The sequence below is a fragment of the Bifidobacterium pullorum subsp. saeculare genome, assembly GCF_016899725.1.
Lineage (GTDB): Bacteria > Actinomycetota > Actinomycetes > Actinomycetales > Bifidobacteriaceae > Bifidobacterium > Bifidobacterium pullorum_C.
Map to the genome: position 1 here is coordinate 1 of NZ_JACLYU010000027.1, position 21,381 is coordinate 21,381.

Sequence of the window (21,381 nt, forward strand, 5' to 3'; positions counted from 1 at the left end):
CCAGCAGCCTCAGCCGTCCCGGCCACCCCCACCACCCGCCTCACCGCACGCGAGAAGCGGTGGATCATGTACGACGTAGGCAACTCGGCATTCGTGCTGCTGAGCACCGCCGTGGTGCCGATCTACGCGAACTCGCTGCTCGAGGCATCGGGCTGCGACGACATCGTGTCCACCTGGGGCTATGCGCAGACCATCGCCTCGCTGGTCATCGCGGTGCTTATGCCGGTGCTCGGCTCCATGGCCGACGTGGAGGGCATGAAAATCCGTTTCTTCCTCGGCTTCTTCGGCACCGGCGCGGTGATGTGCTGCGCGATGGCGCTGCCGCTGACGTGGCTGCCGTTCCTTGTCGTCTATGTGCTGGCGACCATCGGATTGAACGGCTCGCTCACGTTCTACGACTCGATGCTCGTGGACACCGCGCCCAACGAGCGCATGGACAAGGTCTCCTCGCACGGCTACGCCTGGGGCTACATCGGCTCCACGGTGCCGTTCCTCGTGTGCATCGCGCTGATCTTCGGCGGGCCGGCCGCGCTCGGCCTGGACACGGCGCTGTGCACGCGGCTGAGCTTCCTCATCACGGCCGCCTGGTGGGTGGCGTTCACGGTGCCGCTCATCACCAGCTACCGGCAGCGGCATTTCCGTGCGCGCCGCGGCGAGCTGCGCGCGGCCGTGCGCGGCACCTTCGCCGAGCTGGCGGGCACCTTCCGCGCAATCCGCGGCAACAAGCCGCTGTGGATGTTCATGATCGCGTTCTTCTTCTACATCGACGCGGTGAACACGGTCATCTCGATGAGCACCTCCTACGGCACGCAGCTGGGCCTGGACTCCACGCAGCTGGTCATCGCGCTGCTGGTCACGCAGTTCGTGGCCTTCCCCTGCGCGATCGCCTACGGGCGGCTGGCCGGCCGCTTCGGCGCCAAGCGCATGATCCAGGCCGCGGTGGTGACGTACCTGTGCATCGTGTTCTTCGCCGCGTTCTTCCTGCGCACCGAGGCGCAGTTCTGGGTGCTGGCGGTGCTCGTGGGCATGTTCCAGGGCGGCATCCAGGCGCTCTCCCGCTCCTACTACGGCCGCCTGATCCCCAAGGAGCGCGCCAACGAGTACTACGGCTTCTACGACATCTTCGGCAAAACCGCCTCCGTGCTCGGCACCTTCCTGGTGGCCACCACGACCACGATCACCGGCGACGCCTCGCTCGGCGTGCTGTCCATCGCGGTGCTGCTGGCCGTCGCGTTCGTCTTCCTGTTCCTGCAGCGCGACCCCGACCGGGCCTGACCGGCCTCCCTTACAATGGGGGGAGGTTCAAGGAGGCGGGATGGGCAACATCGCGGACTACGCGCGCGGGGAGACGCGCGGATTCGACAGCCTGCCGTTCGGCGAGGTGGACGCGCTGGTCATGGCCGAGCTGTCGTACGAGGACGTGCCGGATTCCGTGCCCACCCTGGCCGGTTTGGAGGCGGATTACGGCACGCCGGGCCGCCGTCTGCGGCACGCCAGCCTGCGCCACCCCCTGCGCGCGGCGCGGCTGCTGCGCGCCGCCCCGCGCCCGTCCGTCACCCTGCCCGACGTGGACACGGCGCTGCACGGCGACCCCGGCCACGCCGACGACGACGCCCCGCATCCGGTCCATGCGCTGCACTTCGTGGCCCCGGCCACGATCCACGACTTCCACCAGGCCGCCGCGCACAACCCCCGCTTCTCCGCCGTCACCGTGGGTGCGTTCGCCGAGCGGCTGGACGAGGACGAGCAGACGCAGTTCGCGGCCATCACCTACGGCCTGCCCGACGGCACGCTGGTCATCGCCTTCCGCGGCACCGACGATTCGCTCGTCGGATGGAAGGAGGATTTCAACATGGCCTTCCGCTACCCGGTGCCGGCGCAGGAGGCCGCCGCCGACTACGTGGCGCGGGTGGCGCGGCTGTGGCCGGGCGCGCCGATGATCCTCACCGGCCATTCCAAGGGCGGCAATCTGGCCGTCTATGCGGCGATGATGGCCGACAACGCGACCCGGGGGCGCATCCGCCGCATCTACTCGCTGGACGGCCCCGGCTTCCCGGAGTCGGTGGTGGTCGGGGAGGCGTACCGCCGCGTGCTGCCGCTGGTGGTCAAGATCATGCCCGACTCCTCCATCGTCGGTATGCTGCTGGAGATGCCGGAGACCTGCGTGGTGGTCAAATCCGACGCGGGTGGCATCATGCAGCATTTCGCGTTCTCCTGGCAGGTGGAGGGCGACCGATTCGTGCGCTGCTACGGGCTCAACCCCAGCTCCCAGCAGTTCAACAAGTCGCTCAACGACTGGCTCAAGGCGCTGCCGGCCGGCGAATGCGAGCATGCGGTGGACGCGCTGTTCTCGGTGCTCGGTGCGACCGGCGCGACCAGCTTCGCCGAATTGACCGCGCAGCTGCCGGCGTCCATTCCGGCGATGCTCGGCGCGGTGGCGGGGCTCACCTCCGACGAGCGCAAGCATATCGGCGAGGCGCTGGCCATTCTGGTCAAGGCGGCCACGGCGCGCAGCAAGGCGGTGGTGCGCTAAGCCGCGCCGGCTGGGCTGGGATGGGACAGCCGTGCCAGGACGGGCCGGGCCCGGGCGAAGGCGCTGCGCGGGCGGCACGTTAGGATGGAGCGCATGGACGAAGTGTTGCAGGCATGTGGCGCGTGGCTGGCAGCCAACGTGGGCCGCATCGTGTGGTTGGTCGTGGTTCTGGCGGTGGCATGCGTGGTCGTGCGCGTGGTGGCGAAGGGGCTGCGCGCGGCGCTCGACCGGTCGGAGATCCCCAGCGCATCGATTTTCGTGAACATCGCGCGCGTGATCATCTGGTGCCTGGCGTTGGCGCTGGTGCTGCAGCCGGTGTTCGGCATCAACCCGAGCACCATCGTCACCGCGCTTGGCGTCGGCGGCGTGGCGCTGTCCCTCGGTCTCAAGGACACCATCGCCAATGTGATCGGCGGCTTCCAGCTTATGCTCGGCAAGGTCATCCAGCCGGGCGACCTGGTGTCCATCGCGGGCACGACCGGCGTGGTCAAGGACATCACCTGGCGTCAGACCGTGGTGGAGGAGCGCGGCGGCAACGAGATGGTCATCCCGAACTCGCAGCTCAACACCGCGCAGCTGGAGCGGCTCACGCCCGGCAGCGAGGGATGCGCGAAGGTGCCGTTCACCGCGCGCCCCGGCAGCGACCCGGACCAGGTGACCGAGGCCATCGTCGCGGCCGTGGCGCCGGCCGTCGCCGACCTGCAGGCCGAGGGCGCGGAGCCCGTCGTGCGCTTCACCGGCGCCACCGCCTTCGGACTGGCCGGTGAGATCGTGCTCACCGCGAAGCCCGGTCTGTTCCTCGGCGTGATCCAGGACCGCGCCACCCGCGCCATCGCCGGTGCCGACTGGCTCGCCGAGATGCCGCACTGAGCCGGCGACCGGCCAGGCCGGTCGGCCACGATCAGCCGAGGAACACCGCGGCGATGGTGATCGCTCCGGCGAGCACGAGGTAGGTGACGATGCCGGGGGTGGAGTAGACGGCGCGGCCGACCAGTCCCTTCGGCAGCTCCCACGGCGCGGTGTAGAACTCGAAGCGCTTGCGGCGCACGATGAGCAGCACGATGCCGACGATGATCAGCGTCAGCAGCAGCATGCCGTAGGCCGACAACGCGGCCAGGCCGGGGCCGATGGCCCGCATCGCCTCGGCCTCGCCCATGCCGGAGAGCTTCTGGAGCTGGGCTTCGACGTCACCGGTCGAACCGCCCAGCAGCCGCATGAGCAGCGTGGGCACCAGGGAACCCATGGCGTTGATGACCATATGCAGCGCCACCGAGTAGCGCAGGCGGCTCGTGCGCAGGTACATGTAGGCGAACATGAGGCCGAGGCCGAAGGCGTAGAAGAACTGGTAGAGGTTGCCGTGGAACAGCGCGAAGACGAGCGCGGAGAGCAGCATCGCGGTTTTCTCGCCGTAGATGCGCGTGCGGTCGATGATCTGCTTGCGGAAGAACCATTCCTCGGCGATCGGCCCGATGATAACCATGAACACAAGCACAGACCAGGGGTCGCTGACGGCGAGGGAGTCGACCAGCCGGTTGGAGGAGGAGCCGCCGGAGAACAGCGCGGAAAGCACGATGCCGATGAGGTTGCCGGCGTACATGATCGGCATGCACATCGCGAACAGCGCGAACCACTCGCCCGCGCCGAGCGCGAAGCGGCGCGTGGGCAGGGCGGGCACACGGCTGAGCGCCAAGAAGCCGAGCGGCAAGGCGATGCCGTAGACCGTCAGGTCGTTGACGGCCCACATCAGCCAGCCGGGGATGTTGCCGTCCGGGAACACCGCCAGAAGCACGCCGGAGGCGAGCACGGACAGTCCCATGAAGAACAGCAGCGCGATGACCAACGCCATCCCGACCGTCGAGAACCGCCGCCGCGCCACCTTGAGCGGGGCCTCGGCCGGGTGGACGGGCACCTGCGGCTGGGCGGCCGGTGCGGGCTGGGATTCCGGGCCAGACTGCGGCCCCGGAGTGGGCTGGGGCATCATCGCGTTCGTCATGCCTCCACTGTAGGGCACGCACCGCCCGCGCCGCCACAGCATCGCCCATGGCCATCCCCTACTCATAACCAGCCCCGGCCAATCGCACTCCCCTACCAGCGGCCGGCGATGGCCGTGCCGCAGGCGGGGCAGCGGCCCTCGCCGGTGGCGGGGTCGACCACGATCCGGTCGGATTCGATCCGGTACCAGTCGCGTTGGATGAGGACCTCGCCGCAGCCCGGGCAGACGGTGGCGTCGCCCTCGCGGTGGTGCACGTTGCCGGTGTACACGTAGCGCAGCCCCTCCTCCATCGCGATGCGCCGCGCCTTGACCAGGGTGCCCAGCGGGGTGGGCGGCACGTCGCGCATCTTCCAATCCGGGTGGAAGGCGCTGAAGTGCAGCGGCACGTCCGGCCCGCAATGCTCGCGGATCCACGCGCATTCGGCGTGCAGCTGCACCTCGTCGTCATTGTGGCCGGGGATGAGCAGCGTGGTCAGCTCCACCCACACATGCCGCCCGTCGGGCGTGCGCGCCTCGTTCACCGCGTAGTCGATGGTGGCGAGCACGTCCGCAAGATGCGTGCCGGTGACCTTCCAGTAGAAGTCCTCGGTGAAGCCCTTGAGGTCGATGTTGGCCGCGTCCATCGCCGCATAGAACTCCGGCCTGGCGCAGGCGGCCATATATCCGGCGGTCACGGCGATGGGGTGGATGCCGAGCTCGCGGCAGGCGGCGGCCGTGTCGATCGCGTATTCGGCGAACACGATGGGGTCGTTGTAGGTGAACGCCACGGAGGGGATGCCGCGCGCGGCGGCCACCTGGGCGATCCGTTCAGGCGGCGCCTCCACGCCGAGCCGGTCCCAGTCGCGCGCCCGCGACAGGTCCCAGTTCTGGCAGAAGCGGCACGCCGAGTTGCAGCCGGCGGTGCCGAAGCTCAGCACCGCGGAGCCGGGGTGGAAGTGGTTGAGCGGTTTCTTCTCCACCGGATCCACCGCGAAGCCGCTGGAGCGTCCGTAGGTGTCGAGCACGATGCGCCCGCCGTGGTTCGCCCGCACGAAGCAGAAGCCGCGCTGGCCTTCCGCCAGCCGGCAGGCCCGCGGGCACAGGTCGCATTGCACGCGCCCCTTCGGGTCGCCCGCCACCGGATGCTGCCAGCGGCCCACGGCCCTGGGGTCGATGCCGCGTGCCGTATCGGGCGCGGGCGCGCCGCCCGTCGGATGCCAGCCCATCATGGCTCCCTTCCCGGGGTCTGCCCGGCGTGGTCGGCGAAGGCGGTGACGCCGTAGCGTTCGGCGACGATCTCCCCCGCCGTCCAGTCCATCGACGCGGGCAGGCCGGCTTTGGCGAGCAGGTGGGCGACGAAGTCGCGGGGGTCGGGCAGCTGCTCCCACACCTGCGGCAGGAAGGTGGCGCGGTGCCAGCCGGCGGCGTCGGCGAGGATGAGCCCGTCCCGCCCCGGCCTGAGCTCGCGTTCGAGCTGGGCGCGCGTGGCCGCCGCCATCGGCTCGGGGTCGCCGAGCACGGAGACCTCGACGTCCAGCGTCGGATAGTCGCGCGCGGTGACCGGCCTAAAGCGCGGGTCGCGCACAGCCGCGTCGACCGCGTGCGCGGCCACGTCCTCGCCGAGCGGCCGGTACGCCTCCAGCGTGCCGATGCAGCCGCGCAGGTCGCCGTGCTGGGTGAGCGTCACGAAGCTCGCGCCGCGCCGGGCGAGCCACGGATGCGCCGCGAGGATTTGTTCCACGGACTGTTTCACAGGCAGTCCCAGGTATGAGGCCAGCGAGGCCCGCGCCAGCGCCAGCAGCACGGCGCCGTCCTCCGGGCCGACCGCCGGCCGGCGGTGCTGTTCCGTCGTCATCATCGCGCTCCTTTCCGCCGAGCCGCGGCTCAGCGCCCGGCCGCGGGGCGTTCCCACACGGCCCAGGAGGAGTAGCCGACCACCGGTTCGAACGGGTCGCGCATCGGCGGACGGGTGCCGCCGGCGAGCGTGACCACGCCGTCGTCGCCGGAGGTGGCGCAGCCCAGGTGCTGCAGGCGCAGGCCGCCGGCGGCCGCGTGGCCGAGCACATCGAGCAGGCCGTTGACCGGGCTGGCGCCGCAGGCGCGGAAGGAGTCGATGGGCACGGCGAGCGTGTTGATGGCGGCGATGGTGTCGTCGTCGATCGCGCGGGCCTCGGCGTGCGGATGGTAGTGGGAGAGGTCGGAGCTGATGACGACGACGGTCTCCGGGCCGCCCCAGAACGCGCGGAGCACGTCGCCGCAGCCGCCGGGCGCGACGGTGCCGGCGTTCATCGGCACGATCCGCAGGTCCTCGCCCAGCACGCGCTGCAGGAACGGCACCTGCACCTCCACGGCGTGCTCGTCGCGGTGGGTGGGGTCGTTGACGATAAGCGAGGCCGGCCTCGACGGGCTCCCCCACACAGCCTGCTCGGCGTCCACGTCCACCGGCACGGTGCCCAGGGGGGTGAGCCAGGCGTCGGCGGTGCCCATCGCCACGCCGCGCACGCCGATGCGGTGCGTCGGGCCCACGATGACGGCGCGGGTGACGGTGCCCTTGCCGCGCGCCAGCAGCGCGTAGGCGAGCGCCGCGGTGGTGCCGGAGTACACATAGCCGGCATGGGGCACGATGATGGCCTTCGGCCAGGAGGTGGGCGTCGGACCGGCGACGCCTTGGCCAGCCGCCGCGTCCACCACGTCGGCGGAGTCGGGGAAGGCGTCGGCCCGGTGGCGGATGAGCGCGGTGGCGGAGCCGGCCAGCAGCTTGCGCGCGTAGTCGAGCTGGCGGTCGATCGTCGCCGCCAGCTCGTCCGGGTCGGCGGGGTAGAACGCGCCCGCCACCGCCGGCGGGCGCACATTGGTGTATCCGGGCCGCCGCCCGGTTCCGGTGGTCGTCGAAGTCGTCATGGTCATCGCCCCTTCACCTGTCGGGTCCACGTCCGTGTGGTCCCACCGGTTCCCACTCTAGTCGCGTCCGGCCCGCCGCGCAGGGGCGTATGCGGAGGGCGGGCCGGCCCGGGCCCGGCCGGGCTGGGCCGGGCGCGACCAGACCGCCGTCAGCGGGGCAGCATGCCGTCGATGAGGCGGGTGATGAGCTCGGTGTAGCCGATGCCGCTGGCCTGCCAGGCCTTGGGGTACATGGAGATCGGCGTGAATCCGGGCATCGTGTTGATCTCGTTGACCATCACCTCGCCGTCGGCGGTCACGAAGGAGTCGACACGGCTCAGGCCGGTGCCGTCCACAGCCACGAAGGCGCGGGCGGCCACCTCACGCACATGCTCGAGCACGTCGGCGGGCAGGTGGGCGGGCACCTCCACGTGGGAGGCGGAGGCGTCGGTGTACTTGGAGTCGAAGTCGTAGAACTGGTCGTCGTCCGGGCGGTCGAGCACGATCTCGCCGGGCAGGCTCACCATCGGCTTGTCGCCGGGGCGGGCGGCGAGCACCGCGCACTCCACCTCGCGCGCGTCGATGCCCTGCTCGACGAGCACGCGCCAGTCGTGGTGGGAGGCTTCGAACACGGCGGCGGCCAGCTCGGCCGCGTCGCCCTCATGCTCCACCTTGGTCACGCCGAAGCTGGAGCCGGCGCGCGACGGCTTGACGAACAGCGGGTACTTGAGGCCCGCGGCCTCCACCTGGGCGAGGATGGACGGGCCGTCGGCGGCGAATTCGCCGGACGCGTCGTAGTCGCGGGCGTCCAGCGTGATGCCGGGGGCCACCGGGATGCCGGCGGCGGTGAGCAGGATCTTCGTGAAATGCTTGTCCATGCAGGCGGCGGAGGCGAACACGCCGCAGCCCACGTACGGCACGCCCATCATCTCGAGCAGGCCTTGCACGGTGCCGTCCTCGCCGTAGGGGCCGTGGAGCACCGGCAGCACCGCGTCGATGTGGCCGAGGGAGTCGAGGCTGCCGCTGGCGGCGGACGGCGTGGCTCCGGGCTCGAGGTCGGCGTGGTCGCCGACGAGGAAGCCGTCGGCGCCGCGGGCCATGTCGAGGATGACGGGGCGCGCCCCGGGCGTCACCGTCACCTCGGGCAGGGACTCGCCCGTCAGGTCCCAGCTGCGCGGGTCCTCGCCGCCCACGATCCACTGGCCGGCCTTGGTGATGCCGACCGGAATCGGCTCGAACCGCTCCGTGTCCATCGCCTTCAACACGCCTGCGACGGAGACGCAGGAGATGGGATGCTCGTCGGCCCTGCCGCCGTACAACACCACGATGCGCTTCTTGGCCATGTCCTCGATGCCCTCACTTCCGTATGACGGCGGCCGGAATCCGCCCGGCCACCTCCTTGCCGTCCCCAGCCTACCGCCGGGCGGCGGAACGGGCCGCCCGGCGGCGGGTCACTCCTCGGTGATGTCCTCGCCGAACAGCTCGGCCATCATCTGGTCGAAGCTGATGCCGTCGTTGATCACATGGCTGACGGCCTGGGCCAGCGGCACCGGCACCCCGACCTCCTTGGCGAGCGCGAGCACGGCGGTGGCGGTGGGCACGCCCTCGGCCACGCCGTTGCTCACCTTGGTCGCCTCCTCGACGCTCATGCCCTTGCCGAGGTTGAAGCCGAAAGTGTAATTGCGGCTCAGCGGGGAGCCGCAGGTGGCGACCAGGTCGCCGAAGCCGGCCAGGCCGCCGAAGGTGTCCGCCTTGGCGCCGCATGCGATGCCGAGGTTGCGCAGTTCCGCCAGGCCGCGGGTCTCGATCATCGCGGCGGTGTTCTCCCCGTAGCCGGCGCCGCGGGACATGCCGACGGCGAGCGCGACGACGTTCTTCATCGAGCCGCACATCTCCACGCCGGTCACGTCGTTGGAGGTGAAGGGCTTGAAGTAGGCGGTCTGGCAGGCGGCGGCCACCTGGCGGGCGACGGCCGGGTCGCAGGCGGCGATCACGGCGGCAGCGGGCATGCGGGCGGCGACCTCCTTGCTCAGGTTCGGGCCGGAGAGTGCGGCGAAGCGGCCGTCGGGCAGTTCGAGCGCCTCCTTGACCACCTCGTCCATGCGCTTGCCGGTGCCGCGTTCGATGCCCTTCATGAGGCTGACGACCACGGCGTGGTCCGGGATCAAGCCGCGGAACTCCTCGAGCGCGACGCGGGCGAACTGCGCGGCGATGGCCACGATGATGATCTCGGCGTCGCGCACGGCCTCGGCACGGTCGCCGGTGGCAGTCATGTTCTCCGGCAGACGTTCCACGGAGGGCAGACGCACCTCGTTGACGTGGCGGTCGCGGATGGACTCCACGATCTCGGGTTCGATGGCCCACATCGTCACATGATTGCCGGCGTCGGCCAGCACCTGACCGAAGGCGGTGCCCCAGGCACCGGCACCCAGCACGGTCACATTCGTCATCTCGTCTCCTTTGGTTGGATGTCCTGTTGTACGTTACCCGACATGCGCGGCATCGGCGGGGCGGACGAAGCGGTCGGCGGCGTGGATGTCGCCGACGGGCCGGCGTCTCATCGTGCGGTAGTCCCACATGCCGGCCTCGGGGAAGCGTTCGCCGCGGATCTCCTCCATCACGGCGTTCATGCGGCGGAACACGCGGTCCGTCAGCTCGTCGACCAAGTCGGCCGGGGGTTCCTCGCCCCATGACTCGCAGCCTTCGAGCAGGTCGGCGTAGTCGAGGCGGTCGTCGTAGCACATCACCACGTTGCGGCGGGGCCAGGGCCACCACTGGTTGATCGAGCCGGCGCCCCAGGTCACCGCGCAGAACAGCGGCACCTGGCGGCCCAGGCGGCGGGAGGCTTCCAAGGCGATGTAGCCGACGCCCTCCTTGATGCTCATCACCCATTTCTGCGGGTCGCGGGTGACGGTGCCCTCGGGCCAGAGGGTGAGCGGACGACCGGAGGTGAGGATGCCCACGCTGGTCTCCTCGATGGCCTTGGCCTTGCCGGAGTGGCGCTCCACCGGCTGCATGCCCACGAGCTGGAACCATTTGCCGATGAGCGGCCAGTGGGCCATCTCGGCCTTGGCCATGTAGCGGGGGCGGCGGCCCATGTGGAACAGGCTCATCATCGGCACGAAGACGTCATACATGGTCACGTGGCTGGCGGCGGTGATGAACGGGCCGGTCTCCGGCACATGCTCCAGGCCCCAGGCGCGCACCTTGCTGCGGTTGCGCAGCACAATGGACACGCCTTCGAGCAAACGCTCGGTGGCCTTGGGATTCTGGGCCTCGATCTCCGCCGTGTTGGGCGTGCGCGGGCCGGTGGGGTAATAGCGGGTCGGGTCCACCAGGCGATGGCGCTGGGCCAGGCGCGCGACCTGCCCGTCGGACAGCGGCCGGACGGCCGAGCGTGGCGAGGGTTTTCCTTTGGATGCCATGCCTCCTCATGCTATGGGGGGCGGGTGACGTGTGGGCGGTGGCGGGGCCGCAGTCCGGTTCACACGTTGCGCGCTCCTCATCATGTGAACTGGCTGCCATGTGCGATTCCGCCGGCCGATTCGCGATAATCCCGGAATTCCGCGGGTTGCGACGCTGAGACGATGTGAGGATGTGTTCGTTTCCGGTTCACACGTTGCGCGCCTCGTATTGTGTGAACCAGGAATCACCCATTCTTGCCAATACCGACCGACGGTATGTATACTGGGGTCAGCCAAGGAAAGGAGATGCCCATGGCGCGCAACGCACATCCCGAGAGGACGCGGCGGCGCATCCTCGACGCCGCGCAGGAACTGTTCGACGAACGCGGCTACGAGCACACCTCGATCCAGGACATCGTCGACCGGCTCGGTAATCTTTCCAAAGGGGCCATCTACCACCACTTCCCCTCCAAGAAGGCGATCCTCGAGGCCATCTCCCAACGGGACAACGCCGCCCAGGAGCAGGCCCGGCGCACCATCGCCGCGCGCGACGACCTCGACGGCATGGCCAAGCTGCGCGAGACGCTCCGCTGGAGCACCGAGAACACGGCGCATATGCGGCTTATCGCGAGCCTGACCCCCCAGCTGGACGACCCGATCACCTTCGCCGAGAACATCCACGTATGGTCGGCCAAGGTCCCCAAGATGTTCCTCCCGGTCATCGAGGAAGGCGTCGCGGACGGGTCCATTCCCACCGCCTATCCCCGCGAGCTGGCCGACCTCATGGGCTTGCTGCTCAACTACTGGACGATCACCCGCTACTTCCCCGCCGCCCGCGCGCAGCTGAGGCATCGCCTCGAATGCATGGCCACCATGTTCACCGCGCTCGGCGCCCCCGTCCTGGACGACGAACTCGTCGCCCAGATGACCGACACCCTGGCGGCCTACAACGGCCTGGACGGCGGCGCGGAGGGAGCCCCGGCTGCCGGGACCGGAGTCATTCCCACGCCCTGACACCACCCCGGCATTCCCCGCACGTCCGGAACACCCCCATCCCACCTTGCCGGGGTTTTCACCCATTTTTTAATACCGTTGGTCGGTATCAACTGATGAAAGGAACGGTATCATGAACCGCACTCACAGCCATCAATCCACGGACGCCCCTTCCGCCACCCGCACGCGCTCCCCGCTGATGACACGGGACTTCCTGCTGCTCGTGGCCGGGCAGGGCATCTCACTGTTCGGCAATATGATGCTGCGCTTCGCGATGTCGATGTGGGTGCTCGACGAGACCGGCTCGGCCACCGTCTTCGCGAGCATCCTGGCCGTGTCCGTCATCCCGACGATCCTGCTGTCGCCGTTCGGCGGCGTGCTGGCCGACCGCATGAACCGTCGCACGGTCATGGTGGCGCTCGACGCGCTCTCCGGACTGCTCGTGCTCGTCTGCGCGCTCGTGTTCGCCGGCTTTGGCTTCCAAATCGCGGTCATCGCCGTCATGCAGGTGCTGCTCGCCGTGCTCGGTGCCTTCGAGACACCCACCGTGCAGGCCGCGCTGCCGCAGATGTTCCGCGAACATGGCCAAGCGACGATGCGCCGCGCGATGGCCGTGGTCAACCAGACCCAGCAGCTGAGCACCCTGCTGCCCAGCTTCCTGGGCGGCGTGATCTACGCGATGCTCGGCATCCGCCCCATGCTGGCCATCACCATCGTCAGCTTCGTGCTGGCCGCCGGGCTCGAATGCTTCATCCGGCTGGCCGCGCCCGACCGCTCCGCCTCGATGGTCGATGGGCACATGCCCACGCCGCTGGAGGATCTCCGCGCCGGCATGCGCTTCCTGGTGCGCGAACGGCCTGCCGTGTTCCGGCTCATGCTTGTGGCGGCTCTGCTCAACCTGTGCACCGTCGGCACCTCGGGCGTGGGTTTCCCGTACACCATCCGCACGGTGCTCGGCTTCAACGCCACCGTGTACGGCGTGTCCGACGGCCTCGTGGGCGTGGCCGGCGTGATGGGCGCGTTCGCGGCCGGAGCCTTCGCCGCGCATCTGGCCATGAGGCATCTGCCTGTCAGTCTGGCGGCCATCGCCCTCATGCTGGTGCCGCAGGGCGTGACGTTCCTGCTGCCGGTCGGCGCGTGGGCGAAACTCGTGGTGCTCGTGGCCTTCGAATGCGGCGCGATCGTCGCCGCCTCCTTCGCGAACCTCATCATCATTCCGGCAATCCAGATGTCCACGCCGGAGGCGATGACCGGCAAGGTCATGTCAATCTGCTCGGCGATGGCCATGTGCGCACAGCCGGTCGGGCAGATGCTCTACGGCTGGGCGTACGGCCTGTTCCCCGTCGCCGCGGTGCTGCTGGCCTCCGCAGCCTGCCTGGCGGTGTTCACCGCGCTCACGGTGCCGCTGTCGCGTCGCTTCGCGCAGTGAGCCCTGCCATGACATGTGAACAATACTGCACCACAGCCAGCAAAGAGCAATATTTTGCACATCGCCTATGTTGGTGATATCTTTTGCATATGATCGTTGATTCGGTGAGGGGCTATGCACAGCTCATCCGCCAGCGCAGGCGCGCGCTCGGATTGACCCAGCATGCCTTCGCGAATCGTCTGGGCGTGTCCCGCCGCTGGCTCATCGAATTTGAAAACGGCAAGGTCGACAATCCCGGTTTCGCGACCATCCTGCATGCGCTGCATCTGCTCGGCCTGTCTCTCGACGTACGGCAGACCGTGACAATCGACCGGCTCGCCGCCGAGCCCTCCTCCCCCGAAGGCAGGCCGGCATGACCGGCAAGGTCATGTTGCCGCTGTGCTCGGCGCTGGCCATGTGCGCACAGCCTAACTAGCAGTACTCGCCGCGCACGATGCCGCCGTCACGCCGCTTCGGCGACTAAATCGGCTACCCCTAGGGAGCCAAAATGGACGCTGGCAAGGGCCTAACGTCCAGATCCGCTACCCACGGGGAGCCAAACTGGACGCCAGCCACCAGCCACCAGCCGCCGCCAAGCCGGCTCAGTCGAAGTCGGCGCCGAGCTGGCTGAGCTTGCCGCGGAAGTCCGCGTAGCCGCGGTCAATCAGCGAGATGCCATGCACGTTGGACGGCCCGGAGGCGGCCAGCGCGGCGATGAGATGCGAGAACCCACCGCGCAGGTCCGGCACGTCGATGTCACGGCCCGTCAACGGCGTGGGGCCGAAGATCACGGCCGAATGCTTGTAGTTGCGCTGCTGGAAGCGGCACAGCAGCGAGCCGAGGCACTCGCGGTACAGCTGGATCGTGGCGCCCATCTCCACCAGCGGCTTGGTGAAGCCGAAGCGATTCTCATACACGGTCTCGTGCACGATCGACAGGCCCTTGGCCTGGGTGAGGGCCACGACGAGCGGCTGCTGCCAGTCGGTCATGAAGCCGGGGTGCACGTCGGTCTCGATGGCCACGGGCTTGAGATCGCCGCCCGGATGCCAGAAACGGATGCCCTTATCGGTGATGTCGAACTCGCCGCCGACCTTGCGGAACACGTTGAGGAAGGTCATCATCTCCGGCTGGGTGGCACCCTTGACGAAGATGTCGCCGTGAGTGGCCAGCGCCGCCGAAGCCCAGCTGGCCGCCTCGATGCGGTCGGTGAGCGAGGTGTGGGTGTAGCCCTTGAGCTCCTTGACGCCCTCGATGCGGAAGGTGCGGTCCACATCCACGGAGATGACCGCGCCCATCTTCTGCAGCACGGCGACCAGGTCCATGATTTCCGGCTCGGTGGCCGCGCCGGACAGCTCGGTTTTGCCCTCGGCCAGCACGGCGGCGAGCAGCGTCTGCTCGGTGGCGCCGACGGACGGGTACGGCAGGTGGATCTTGGCGCCCTTGAGCCCGTTGGGAGCGGTGATGTGGATGCCGTCCTTGTGTTCCTTGTCGACGGTGGCGCCGAGCTTGCGCAGCGTCTCCAGATGGAAGTCGATGGGACGGCCGCCGATGTTGCATCCGCCGAGCGCGGGGATGAAGGCCTCCCCCAGGCGGTGCAGCAGCGGGCCGGAGAAGAGGATCGGGATACGGCTGGAGCCGGCGAGCGTGTCGACGTCGGCCACGCTCGGCATCTCCACATGGGAGGCGTCGATGGTGACGATGCCCTTCTCGCCGTTGACGTCCACGTTCACGCCATGCAGGCGCAGCAGGTCGGAGACGACGTGCACGTCGCGGATCTCCGGCACGTTCTTGAGCACGGAGGTGCCCGGAGTCAGGAGCGCCGCGACCATCGCTTTGCTCACGAAGTTCTTTGCGCCGCGCACTTTGATGGTGCCGTTCAACGGCTTGCCACCAACCACATGCAAGACGTCGTTCTCGGGGTTCTCGGCCACAATCGCTCTCTTTCTTCGTTCCCGATGCATCGCCTGGTCCGCCCGGGCGTCGGGTTCTCGAAAACACTATGCACCAGTGTGCCATAACCCATGTGCCCGCCTCGTGAAATTCGCCTGCGGCAAGCACGGAAACGCGCGAAGGCACCGCCCCGTGGGGAGCGGTGCCTTCGCGGCGGGCCTGGCGGTCCGGCAGCCGGTCGCCGACAAGCAGACGACCGGCTGACAATCAGCCGAAGCGGCCGGAGACGTAACGCTCGGCCTCGGCGTTCTGCGGATTGTTGAACATCGTGGTCGTGTCCGCGAAGTACTCCAGGTGGCCGGGCTGGCCGACAGCCTTGAGGTTGAAGAAGGCCGTGTAATCGGCGATGCGGGCCGCCTGCTGCATGTTGTGCGTCACGATCACGATCGTGTAGTCGTTCTTCAGCTCGTTGATGAGGTCCTCGACCGCCAGCGTGGAAATCGGGTCGAGCGCGGAGCACGGCTCGTCCATGAGCAGCACCTGCGGGTGCACGGCCACGGCGCGCGCGATGCACAGGCGCTGCTGCTGGCCGCCCGAGAGGCCCACGCCCGGGTTGTCGAGGCGGTCCTTGACCTCCTCCCACAGGTTGGCGCCGCGCAGGGCCCACTCGACCAGGTCGTCCGCGTCGGACTTGGAGATCTTGCGGTTGTTCAGGCGCACGCCGGCGAGCACGTTCTCACGGATGGACATCGTGGGGAACGGGTTCGCGCGCTGGAACACCATGCCCACGTCGCGGCGCACGGACACCGGGTCCACGTCCTTGTCGTAGAGGTTCTTGCCCTCGAGCAGCACCTCGCCGGTGCAGTGGGCGCCGGGGATGATCTCGTGCATGCGGTCGAGCGTGCGCAGCACGGTCGACTTGCCGCAGCCGGAGGGGCCGATGAACGCGGTGACCTTGTTCGGCTCAATGTCGAGGTTCACGTCCTCGACGGCCAGGAAGTCGCCGTAGTAGATGTTGAGGTTCTTGACATCGATGCGCTGTCCCATGTCGTTTCCGTTTCCTTACTGTATTGCGTCTGTTCCGTCGTCGCGTGCCGCTAGCGTTCGGTTTTCACCGCGAACACCTTGGCCACCAAGCGGCCGATCAGGTTGAGCACGAGCACCACGAGGATGAGCACCAGGGCCGCGGCCCAGGCGCGCTCCATCGGGATCGTGGTCACGCAGGTGGCGTCCGCATGCGGCGGGCAGTTGGCGTTGAGCTTCGAGTACTCCTGGTACACGTACACCGGCAACGTGGTCATCTGGCCGGAGAACAGGTTGACGTTCGTGGAGGCCGTGTAGCCGGCGGTCATGAGCAGCGGCGCGGTCTCGCCGATCACGCGGGCGATGGCCAGGATCGAGCCGGAGACGATGCCCGGCAGCGCGGTGCGCAGCACGATCTTGGTGATCGTGCGCTGCTTGGTCACGCCCAGCGCGTACGACGCCTCGCGCAGGTCCGCGGGCACGATCTTGAGCATCTCCTCGGAGGATTTGACCACCGTCGGAATCATGAGCAGCGACAGAGCCACGGAGCCTTCGAAGCCGTTGATGGTGCCCGGTCCGCCGATGAGCGCGAACATCGAGAACGCGAACAGGCCGGCCACGATGGACGGGATGCCACTCATCACATCCACGAGCAGTGTGATCGTGTGCGACAGCTTGCTGCGGTTGGCGTACTCCACCAAATACACCGCGCACATGATGCCGATCGGGATGGAGATGACCATGGCGCCGAGCGTGATCTCCAGCGTGCCGATGATCGCGTGCAGCACGCCGCCGTAGCCGCCGGAGGACGTCTGGTTGCCGCCGACCACGCCGGCCATGTTGTAGCTCAGGAAGTTGAGGTTGAGCCGCTTGACGCCGTTGACGATCGTGGTCCACAGCACGGAGATCAACGGCACCAGCGCGACGACGAAGGCGAGCACGATGAGCACGCGCATCGCCATGTCCTTGCGCTTGCGGGCGGCGACGAACGAACGGCTCGGCCGGAACTTGTCGAAGTCGATGGCCGGCCCCTTGTTGCCGGCCGGCATGGCGGCGCCTTGCGCCTGTGAAGTTGCAGCGGACATCATGCGGTCGCTTTCTCGGTGATCTTGCGGGCGATGTAGTTGACCACAAACGTGATCACGAACAGCACCAGGCCGGTGCCGATCAGCACGCTCACACCCAGGTCATTCGCCTCGGGATACTGCGCCGCGATGTTCGCGGCGATGGTCTGGCTTTGGGAGGCCTGCAGCAGCTTGAACGAGTAGGTCATGCCCGGGGAGAGGATCATGAGCACGGCCATCGTCTCGCCCAGCGCGCGGCCCAGGCCCAGCATGGACGCCGACACGACGCCGGACTTGCCGAACGGCAGCACGGCGAGCTTGATCATCTCCCACTTGGTGGCGCCCAGGGCGAGCGCCGCCTCCTCCTGCAGGCGCGGGGTCTGCTGGAAGATGTCGCGGCTCATCGATGTGATGATCGGCAGGATCATCACGGCGAGCACCACGGCCACGGTCGCCACGGTGCGCGGCGGGTTCGAGGCGGGGCCGGCGAAGATCGGGATCCAACCCAGGTACTCGGCCACCCAGTTCCAGAACGGGAAGATGGCGGGCACCAGCACCAAGCCGCCCCACAGGCCGTAGATCACGGAGGGGATGGCGGCCAGCAGGTCCACCACGTAGCTCAGCGCGGTGGCGAGCTTGCGCGGCGCGTAGTGCGAGATGAACAGCGCGATGCCGATCGACACGAAGAACGCGACGATCAGCGCCAGCGCCGAGACCAGCACGGTGCCGAACAGCAGCGGGCCCACATACTGCCAGAAATTGGTGGACTTGCCGCCGGTGAAGTTGGAAATGGTCTCGCTATTCGCGGCCTGGTCGCCGGTGATCAGCGGCAGGGCCCGGAACAGGAGGAACAGCGCCACCGCAGCCAGCACCACGAGGATGAGGATGCCGCAGGCGTAGGCGACGGCTTTGAAGGTTTTGTCGGCGCGTTTGCCCCCGGCGGGCTGGGTGAGCGCCGCCGTCGTACTGTGCGAACTCACGGGTTCTCCTTCGTTGAGGTTTCCGTTGTGACCATCGTATATGACTCCCGCGGATGGCGGGTTCCAGACGTGGCATGGGCGCCGGGCACATGGGAGTGCCCGACGCCCATACGTTCCGTTCAGAGCCGCGTTCCGGCGGACTCACCGCTCGCCGCGCGGGAGGCGGGGCTCACTTGGTTTCGATGGCGTTGATGGACTGGGCGATCTTGTCGGCGAGCTTGCTCGGCAACGGGGCGGAGCCGGCCGCATCCTCGGCGACCTTCTGGCCCTGCTCGGAGGTGACGTAGGTCAGCCAGGACTTGACGAACTGGCCGGTCTTGGCGTCCTTGTACGCCGGGCAGGCGATGTCATAGGAGACCAAGACGATCGGGTAGGCGCCGGCCGCGGTGGTGTTGTGGTCGATCTTGACGACGATGCGGTTTTCGCCCTTGGCGCTCTCGTCCAGCGGGGAGGCCTCGACGACCTTGCTGCCCGCCTCGGCGGAGATCTCGTTGTAGCTGTCGCCGACCTTCACGGCCACGGTGCCCAGGTCACCGACCTGGGAGAAATCCGCGTAGCCGATGGTGCCGTCGGCCTGCTTGATCGTGGAGATGACGCCGGAGGTGCCCTTGGAGCCCTGGCCCACGGAGTTCGGCCAGTTCTCGGACAGGTCGTACTGCCAGTCGTTCGGGGCGGCGTCCTTGACGTAGCTCAGGAAGTTCTCGGTGGTGCCGGACTTGTCGGAGCGGTGGACCACGGTGATCGGCGTGGCCGGCAGCTTGAGGTCCGGATTCTGGCTGGCGATGGCCTGATCGTTCCAGGTGGTGATCTTGCCGTCGAAGATCTTGGCGATCGTGGAGGCGTCCATGTTCACATGCTTGCCCTGGTCGGAGACGCCCTTGAGGTTGAAGGCGACCGCGATCGGGGAGACGTACACCGGCACGTCGAAGGCGGTGCCCTTGGCGCACACGCTCTTGGACTGCTCGACCTGGTCGGCGGTCAGGGCGGCATCGGAGCCGGCCCAGGCGAGGGCGCCCGTCAGGAAGGAGCTCACGCCGGCACCGGAACCGGTGGGATTGTAATTGACCGTGGCGTCCGGGTTGAGGCTCTTGTAGCCGGCGATCAGCGCCTCGACGGCGGCCTGCTGCGAGGAGGCGCCGGCGCCGGAGAACTCGCCGGAGATCTTCTCGGAGGAGCCGTTGGACGAAGCATTGTTGCTGGAATCGGCGGAGACGTTATCACCGCAAGCCGCCAGCGCGGCCGTCATCGCCAGAAGGGAAACCGCCGCGATGCCACGACGGACAAACAGATTCTTGACCATGTTCTTCATATCCTCTTGTCGTTCACGGAGCCATGCGCTCCGTTCTTTCCTGACATCTCCAAGCCTATGGGACTCTGCTGGGTTCAAGTACCGTCTTCAGTGAACGGATGGTGAACTCTTGCCGAAAACGCTTTGCCGGGGATTTTGGTTTGCGCCTGGGGCCGGGGCCGGTGCTGCGTCCGGTGCAGCGGGGCCCATGTGGCGGCATCCATACGGCAAACCGTACTCTCACGCGCGCTCACAGTACGGTTCGCCGCACAGATACGGCACCCATACGGCAAACCGTACGCTTGCGAGGCGTAAGAATACGTTTTGTCGCACAGGCATGGCTTCAATGCGGCGAACCGTACACTTACAAGCCGTCAGAGTACGGTTCGCCGCATGGGGGCCGTAAGACTGCGGCAAACCGTACTCTTGCGAGGAGGCAGAGTACGGTTTGCCGCATGCCATCCACCGCGTGAGCCTTTGGTATCGGCCACGACACGCCCGAACCGGAGGATCCGACCACAATGGTTCCGCGGGCGTGACACGACTATGGGCGCGCAGTTAGCGTCGATGGCATGAAAGCATTTCCACGAGTCAACCGCCTTCTGGACGGAGCAGAGAACGAACATCGCTGCGTATGCGGCATGGACGACGCCACACGTCGCGCCCTTCGCCGGCGTGCGCGCGAAGGAGAGCTGGCCAATCCCTATCGCAATGTGTATGCGCGGAGGGAATACTGGAGCTCGCTTACGCCGGTCGACCGGATGCTGCATGTGGCGAGAGCGCTGACGATGCTGCATCCACAGTGGGTATTCGCCGGACTCGCAGCGGCTTCGGCGCATGGCCTGGACCATGCATGGAGCTTGCACAACGGGCGACTGTCGATTGCCGTGTCCGCCTCCTATCACGGCAAGGAGTCACGCCAGCCGTTGGACCATGTATATATGCCGACCGTCGAGGCGGTATCCGCCGCAGGACTGCGGGTGACGACGGTGCCGCGGACGCTGGTGGACTGCGGATTGCGCTATCCGTTCGAGTATGCGTTGGCATTGTTCGATTCGGCGTTGCGCAACGGCTGCGTCACCCGCGATGAGGTGCTCGCGGTATGCGACGGATTGATCGTCGATTGTGGCATGGTGCTGCGGCTGCTTCATTATGCGGATGCGCGCAGCGAGAACGGCGGTGAATCGTTGATCCGCGGAATCGCCATCATGCACGGGTTCGTGGTGCCGGAGCTGCAGGTGAGTCTGGTCGATCCCGCGAACCCGCGCGCCACGTGCCGTGTTGACTTCCTCTGGCGGTTGCATGACGGCCGAATAATTGTGCTGGAGTACGACGGCATGGCCAAGTACTCGGATACAGAGATGACCGGAGGCCGCACGGTCCGCCAGACCGTATATGCCGAGCGCGAGCGGGAAGCTGCATTGCGCCGCGCCGGCGTCACCACGATTCTGCGCGTGGATTACGACGAGGCGGTCCACGTGCAGCCGGTGGTCGACAAGCTGTTGAAGGCATCGGTGCCGATGGTCGACAGTCGTTGGACCGGCGCAACTGCCCGCAGGTGAATAACCGCACGGCAAACCGTACGCTTGCGGAACGTTAGAGTACGGTTCGCCGCACTAGAACGAGAGCCATGCGAGAAAACGTACGCTTGCGAGGCGGCAGAGTACGGTTTGCCGTGTGGGGGTCGATTCAGTGCGACAAACCGTACGCTTACATGCGGCCACAGTACGGTTCGCCGCACGGGGACCATGGCCATGCGAGAAAACGTACGCTTGCGCATGCTCACAGTACGGTTTGCCGTGTGGGGGTCGATTCAGTGCGACAAACCGTACGCTTACATGCGGCCACAGTACGGTTCGCCGCATGAGAATCGTAAGACTGCGGCAAACCGTACTCTTGCGAGGCGGCAGAGCACGGTTTGCCGTGTGGGGAGGGGTGGGCGGGAT

General features: G+C 67.8%; 19 protein-coding genes. 7 read left to right on the forward strand and 12 right to left on the reverse strand.

What is annotated here, in order from left to right:
* Positions 1-66: 66 nt before the first annotated feature.
* The 3 genes from H7U32_RS08695 (at position 67) to H7U32_RS08705 (ending at position 3,403) form a co-directional block, all read left to right on the forward strand.
* Positions 67-1,275, forward strand: coding sequence for an MFS transporter (locus tag H7U32_RS08695; RefSeq protein ID WP_204469698.1), 1,209 nt, complete (start codon positions 67-69; stop codon positions 1,273-1,275).
* Between the two features lie 40 nt (positions 1,276-1,315).
* Positions 1,316-2,533 (forward strand): DUF2974 domain-containing protein, encoded by a 1,218-nt coding sequence (locus tag H7U32_RS08700; protein ID WP_204469682.1) that lies wholly within the window; start codon positions 1,316-1,318, stop codon positions 2,531-2,533.
* Between the two features lie 93 nt (positions 2,534-2,626).
* The gene (locus H7U32_RS08705; RefSeq protein WP_204469683.1) at positions 2,627-3,403 is read left to right on the forward strand and encodes a mechanosensitive ion channel family protein; all 777 of its coding nucleotides are present in this window, start codon (positions 2,627-2,629) and stop codon (positions 3,401-3,403) included.
* 31 nt (positions 3,404-3,434) lie between these two features.
* On the opposite strand, the gene H7U32_RS08710 is transcribed toward H7U32_RS08705, so the two are convergent.
* The 7 genes from H7U32_RS08710 to H7U32_RS08740 all read right to left on the reverse strand — a co-directional run bounded on the left by H7U32_RS08710 (position 3,435) and on the right by H7U32_RS08740 (position 10,810).
* Positions 3,435-4,526, reverse strand: a complete 1,092-nt coding sequence (locus H7U32_RS08710; RefSeq protein ID WP_204469684.1) for a CPBP family intramembrane glutamic endopeptidase — start codon at positions 4,524-4,526, stop codon at positions 3,435-3,437.
* A gap of 92 nt (positions 4,527-4,618) precedes the next feature.
* Positions 4,619-5,734, reverse strand: a complete 1,116-nt coding sequence (amrS, locus tag H7U32_RS08715; protein WP_239457649.1) for an AmmeMemoRadiSam system radical SAM enzyme — start codon at positions 5,732-5,734, stop codon at positions 4,619-4,621.
* Complete coding sequence (gene amrA, locus H7U32_RS08720; protein ID WP_204469685.1) at positions 5,731-6,363, reverse strand: AmmeMemoRadiSam system protein A; 633 nt, start codon at positions 6,361-6,363, stop codon at positions 5,731-5,733. The genes amrS and amrA overlap by 4 nt, the downstream gene beginning before the upstream one ends.
* 26 nt (positions 6,364-6,389) lie before the next feature.
* Positions 6,390-7,406, reverse strand: coding sequence for an AmmeMemoRadiSam system protein B (gene amrB / locus H7U32_RS08725; RefSeq protein ID WP_204469686.1), 1,017 nt, complete (start codon positions 7,404-7,406; stop codon positions 6,390-6,392).
* Between the two features lie 149 nt (positions 7,407-7,555).
* Positions 7,556-8,728, reverse strand: coding sequence for a D-alanine--D-alanine ligase family protein (locus tag H7U32_RS08730; RefSeq protein WP_204469687.1), 1,173 nt, complete (start codon positions 8,726-8,728; stop codon positions 7,556-7,558).
* A 108-nt stretch (positions 8,729-8,836) separates the two neighbouring features.
* Positions 8,837-9,835: an NAD(P)H-dependent glycerol-3-phosphate dehydrogenase gene (locus tag H7U32_RS08735; RefSeq protein ID WP_204469688.1), complete on the reverse strand. Its 999-nt coding sequence runs from the start codon at positions 9,833-9,835 to the stop codon at positions 8,837-8,839.
* A gap of 33 nt (positions 9,836-9,868) precedes the next feature.
* Positions 9,869-10,810 carry a lysophospholipid acyltransferase family protein gene (locus H7U32_RS08740; protein ID WP_204469689.1) on the reverse strand — a complete coding sequence of 314 codons (942 nt, stop codon included), beginning with the start codon at positions 10,808-10,810 and terminating at the stop codon, positions 9,869-9,871.
* A 291-nt stretch (positions 10,811-11,101) separates the two neighbouring features.
* On the opposite strand from H7U32_RS08740, the gene H7U32_RS08745 reads away from it, so the two are divergent.
* The 3 genes from H7U32_RS08745 to H7U32_RS08755 all read left to right on the forward strand — a co-directional run bounded on the left by H7U32_RS08745 (position 11,102) and on the right by H7U32_RS08755 (position 13,567).
* On the forward strand, positions 11,102-11,803 hold the full coding sequence (locus H7U32_RS08745; RefSeq protein WP_204469690.1) for a TetR/AcrR family transcriptional regulator: 702 nt from the start codon (positions 11,102-11,104) through the stop codon (positions 11,801-11,803).
* A gap of 112 nt (positions 11,804-11,915) precedes the next feature.
* Entirely contained in the window at positions 11,916-13,211 is a 1,296-nt protein-coding gene (locus H7U32_RS08750) for an MFS transporter (RefSeq protein ID WP_204469691.1), read from the forward strand.
* Between the two features lie 89 nt (positions 13,212-13,300).
* Positions 13,301-13,567, forward strand: a complete 267-nt coding sequence (locus tag H7U32_RS08755) for a helix-turn-helix domain-containing protein (RefSeq protein ID WP_204469692.1) — start codon at positions 13,301-13,303, stop codon at positions 13,565-13,567.
* Between the two features lie 225 nt (positions 13,568-13,792).
* Here the strand turns inward: H7U32_RS08755 and murA are convergent, their stop codons facing one another.
* From murA to pstS, 5 genes are all read right to left on the reverse strand, one after another.
* Entirely contained in the window at positions 13,793-15,121 is a 1,329-nt protein-coding gene (gene murA / locus H7U32_RS08760) for a UDP-N-acetylglucosamine 1-carboxyvinyltransferase (RefSeq protein WP_204469693.1), read from the reverse strand.
* Positions 15,122-15,347: 226 nt separating this feature from the next.
* Positions 15,348-16,127: a phosphate ABC transporter ATP-binding protein PstB gene (gene pstB, locus H7U32_RS08765; protein WP_204469694.1), complete on the reverse strand. Its 780-nt coding sequence runs from the start codon at positions 16,125-16,127 to the stop codon at positions 15,348-15,350.
* Between the two features lie 50 nt (positions 16,128-16,177).
* Positions 16,178-17,191 carry a phosphate ABC transporter permease PstA gene (gene pstA / locus H7U32_RS08770; protein ID WP_204469695.1) on the reverse strand — a complete coding sequence of 338 codons (1,014 nt, stop codon included), beginning with the start codon at positions 17,189-17,191 and terminating at the stop codon, positions 16,178-16,180.
* On the reverse strand, positions 17,188-18,147 hold the full coding sequence (pstC, locus tag H7U32_RS08775) for a phosphate ABC transporter permease subunit PstC (protein WP_204469696.1): 960 nt from the start codon (positions 18,145-18,147) through the stop codon (positions 17,188-17,190). Before pstC ends, pstA begins: the two co-directional genes overlap by 4 nt.
* Before the next feature lie 169 nt (positions 18,148-18,316).
* A complete protein-coding gene (gene pstS, locus H7U32_RS08780; RefSeq protein ID WP_204469700.1) occupies positions 18,317-19,447 on the reverse strand; it encodes a phosphate ABC transporter substrate-binding protein PstS in 1,131 nt (376 codons plus the stop codon).
* Between the two features lie 629 nt (positions 19,448-20,076).
* Here pstS and H7U32_RS08785 point away from each other — a divergent pair.
* The gene (locus tag H7U32_RS08785; protein WP_204469697.1) at positions 20,077-20,997 is read left to right on the forward strand and encodes a hypothetical protein; all 921 of its coding nucleotides are present in this window, start codon (positions 20,077-20,079) and stop codon (positions 20,995-20,997) included.
* Positions 20,998-21,381 lie beyond the last annotated feature (384 nt).

Excerpts from the sequence above, each read along its gene's own strand:
- H7U32_RS08695 (WP_204469698.1), top strand. The coding sequence starts at position 67 with ATGTACGACGTAGGCAACTCGGCATTCGTGCTGCTGAGCACCGCCGTG.
- H7U32_RS08700 (WP_204469682.1), top strand. The coding sequence starts at position 1,316 with ATGGGCAACATCGCGGACTACGCGCGCGGGGAGACGCGCGGATTCGAC.
- H7U32_RS08705 (WP_204469683.1), top strand. The coding sequence starts at position 2,627 with ATGGACGAAGTGTTGCAGGCATGTGGCGCGTGGCTGGCAGCCAACGTG.
- H7U32_RS08710 (WP_204469684.1), bottom strand. The coding sequence starts at position 4,526 with ATGACGAACGCGATGATGCCCCAGCCCACTCCGGGGCCGCAGTCTGGC.
- amrS (WP_239457649.1), bottom strand. The coding sequence starts at position 5,734 with ATGATGGGCTGGCATCCGACGGGCGGCGCGCCCGCGCCCGATACGGCA.
- amrA (WP_204469685.1), bottom strand. The coding sequence starts at position 6,363 with ATGATGACGACGGAACAGCACCGCCGGCCGGCGGTCGGCCCGGAGGAC.
- amrB (WP_204469686.1), bottom strand. The coding sequence starts at position 7,406 with ATGACGACTTCGACGACCACCGGAACCGGGCGGCGGCCCGGATACACC.
- H7U32_RS08730 (WP_204469687.1), bottom strand. The coding sequence starts at position 8,728 with ATGGCCAAGAAGCGCATCGTGGTGTTGTACGGCGGCAGGGCCGACGAG.
- H7U32_RS08735 (WP_204469688.1), bottom strand. The coding sequence starts at position 9,835 with ATGACGAATGTGACCGTGCTGGGTGCCGGTGCCTGGGGCACCGCCTTC.
- H7U32_RS08740 (WP_204469689.1), bottom strand. The coding sequence starts at position 10,810 with ATGGCATCCAAAGGAAAACCCTCGCCACGCTCGGCCGTCCGGCCGCTG.
- H7U32_RS08745 (WP_204469690.1), top strand. The coding sequence starts at position 11,102 with ATGGCGCGCAACGCACATCCCGAGAGGACGCGGCGGCGCATCCTCGAC.
- H7U32_RS08750 (WP_204469691.1), top strand. The coding sequence starts at position 11,916 with ATGAACCGCACTCACAGCCATCAATCCACGGACGCCCCTTCCGCCACC.
- H7U32_RS08755 (WP_204469692.1), top strand. The coding sequence starts at position 13,301 with ATGATCGTTGATTCGGTGAGGGGCTATGCACAGCTCATCCGCCAGCGC.
- pstB (WP_204469694.1), bottom strand. The coding sequence starts at position 16,127 with ATGGGACAGCGCATCGATGTCAAGAACCTCAACATCTACTACGGCGAC.
- pstA (WP_204469695.1), bottom strand. The coding sequence starts at position 17,191 with ATGATGTCCGCTGCAACTTCACAGGCGCAAGGCGCCGCCATGCCGGCC.
- pstS (WP_204469700.1), bottom strand. The coding sequence starts at position 19,447 with ATGGTCAAGAATCTGTTTGTCCGTCGTGGCATCGCGGCGGTTTCCCTT.
- H7U32_RS08785 (WP_204469697.1), top strand. The coding sequence starts at position 20,077 with ATGGACGACGCCACACGTCGCGCCCTTCGCCGGCGTGCGCGCGAAGGA.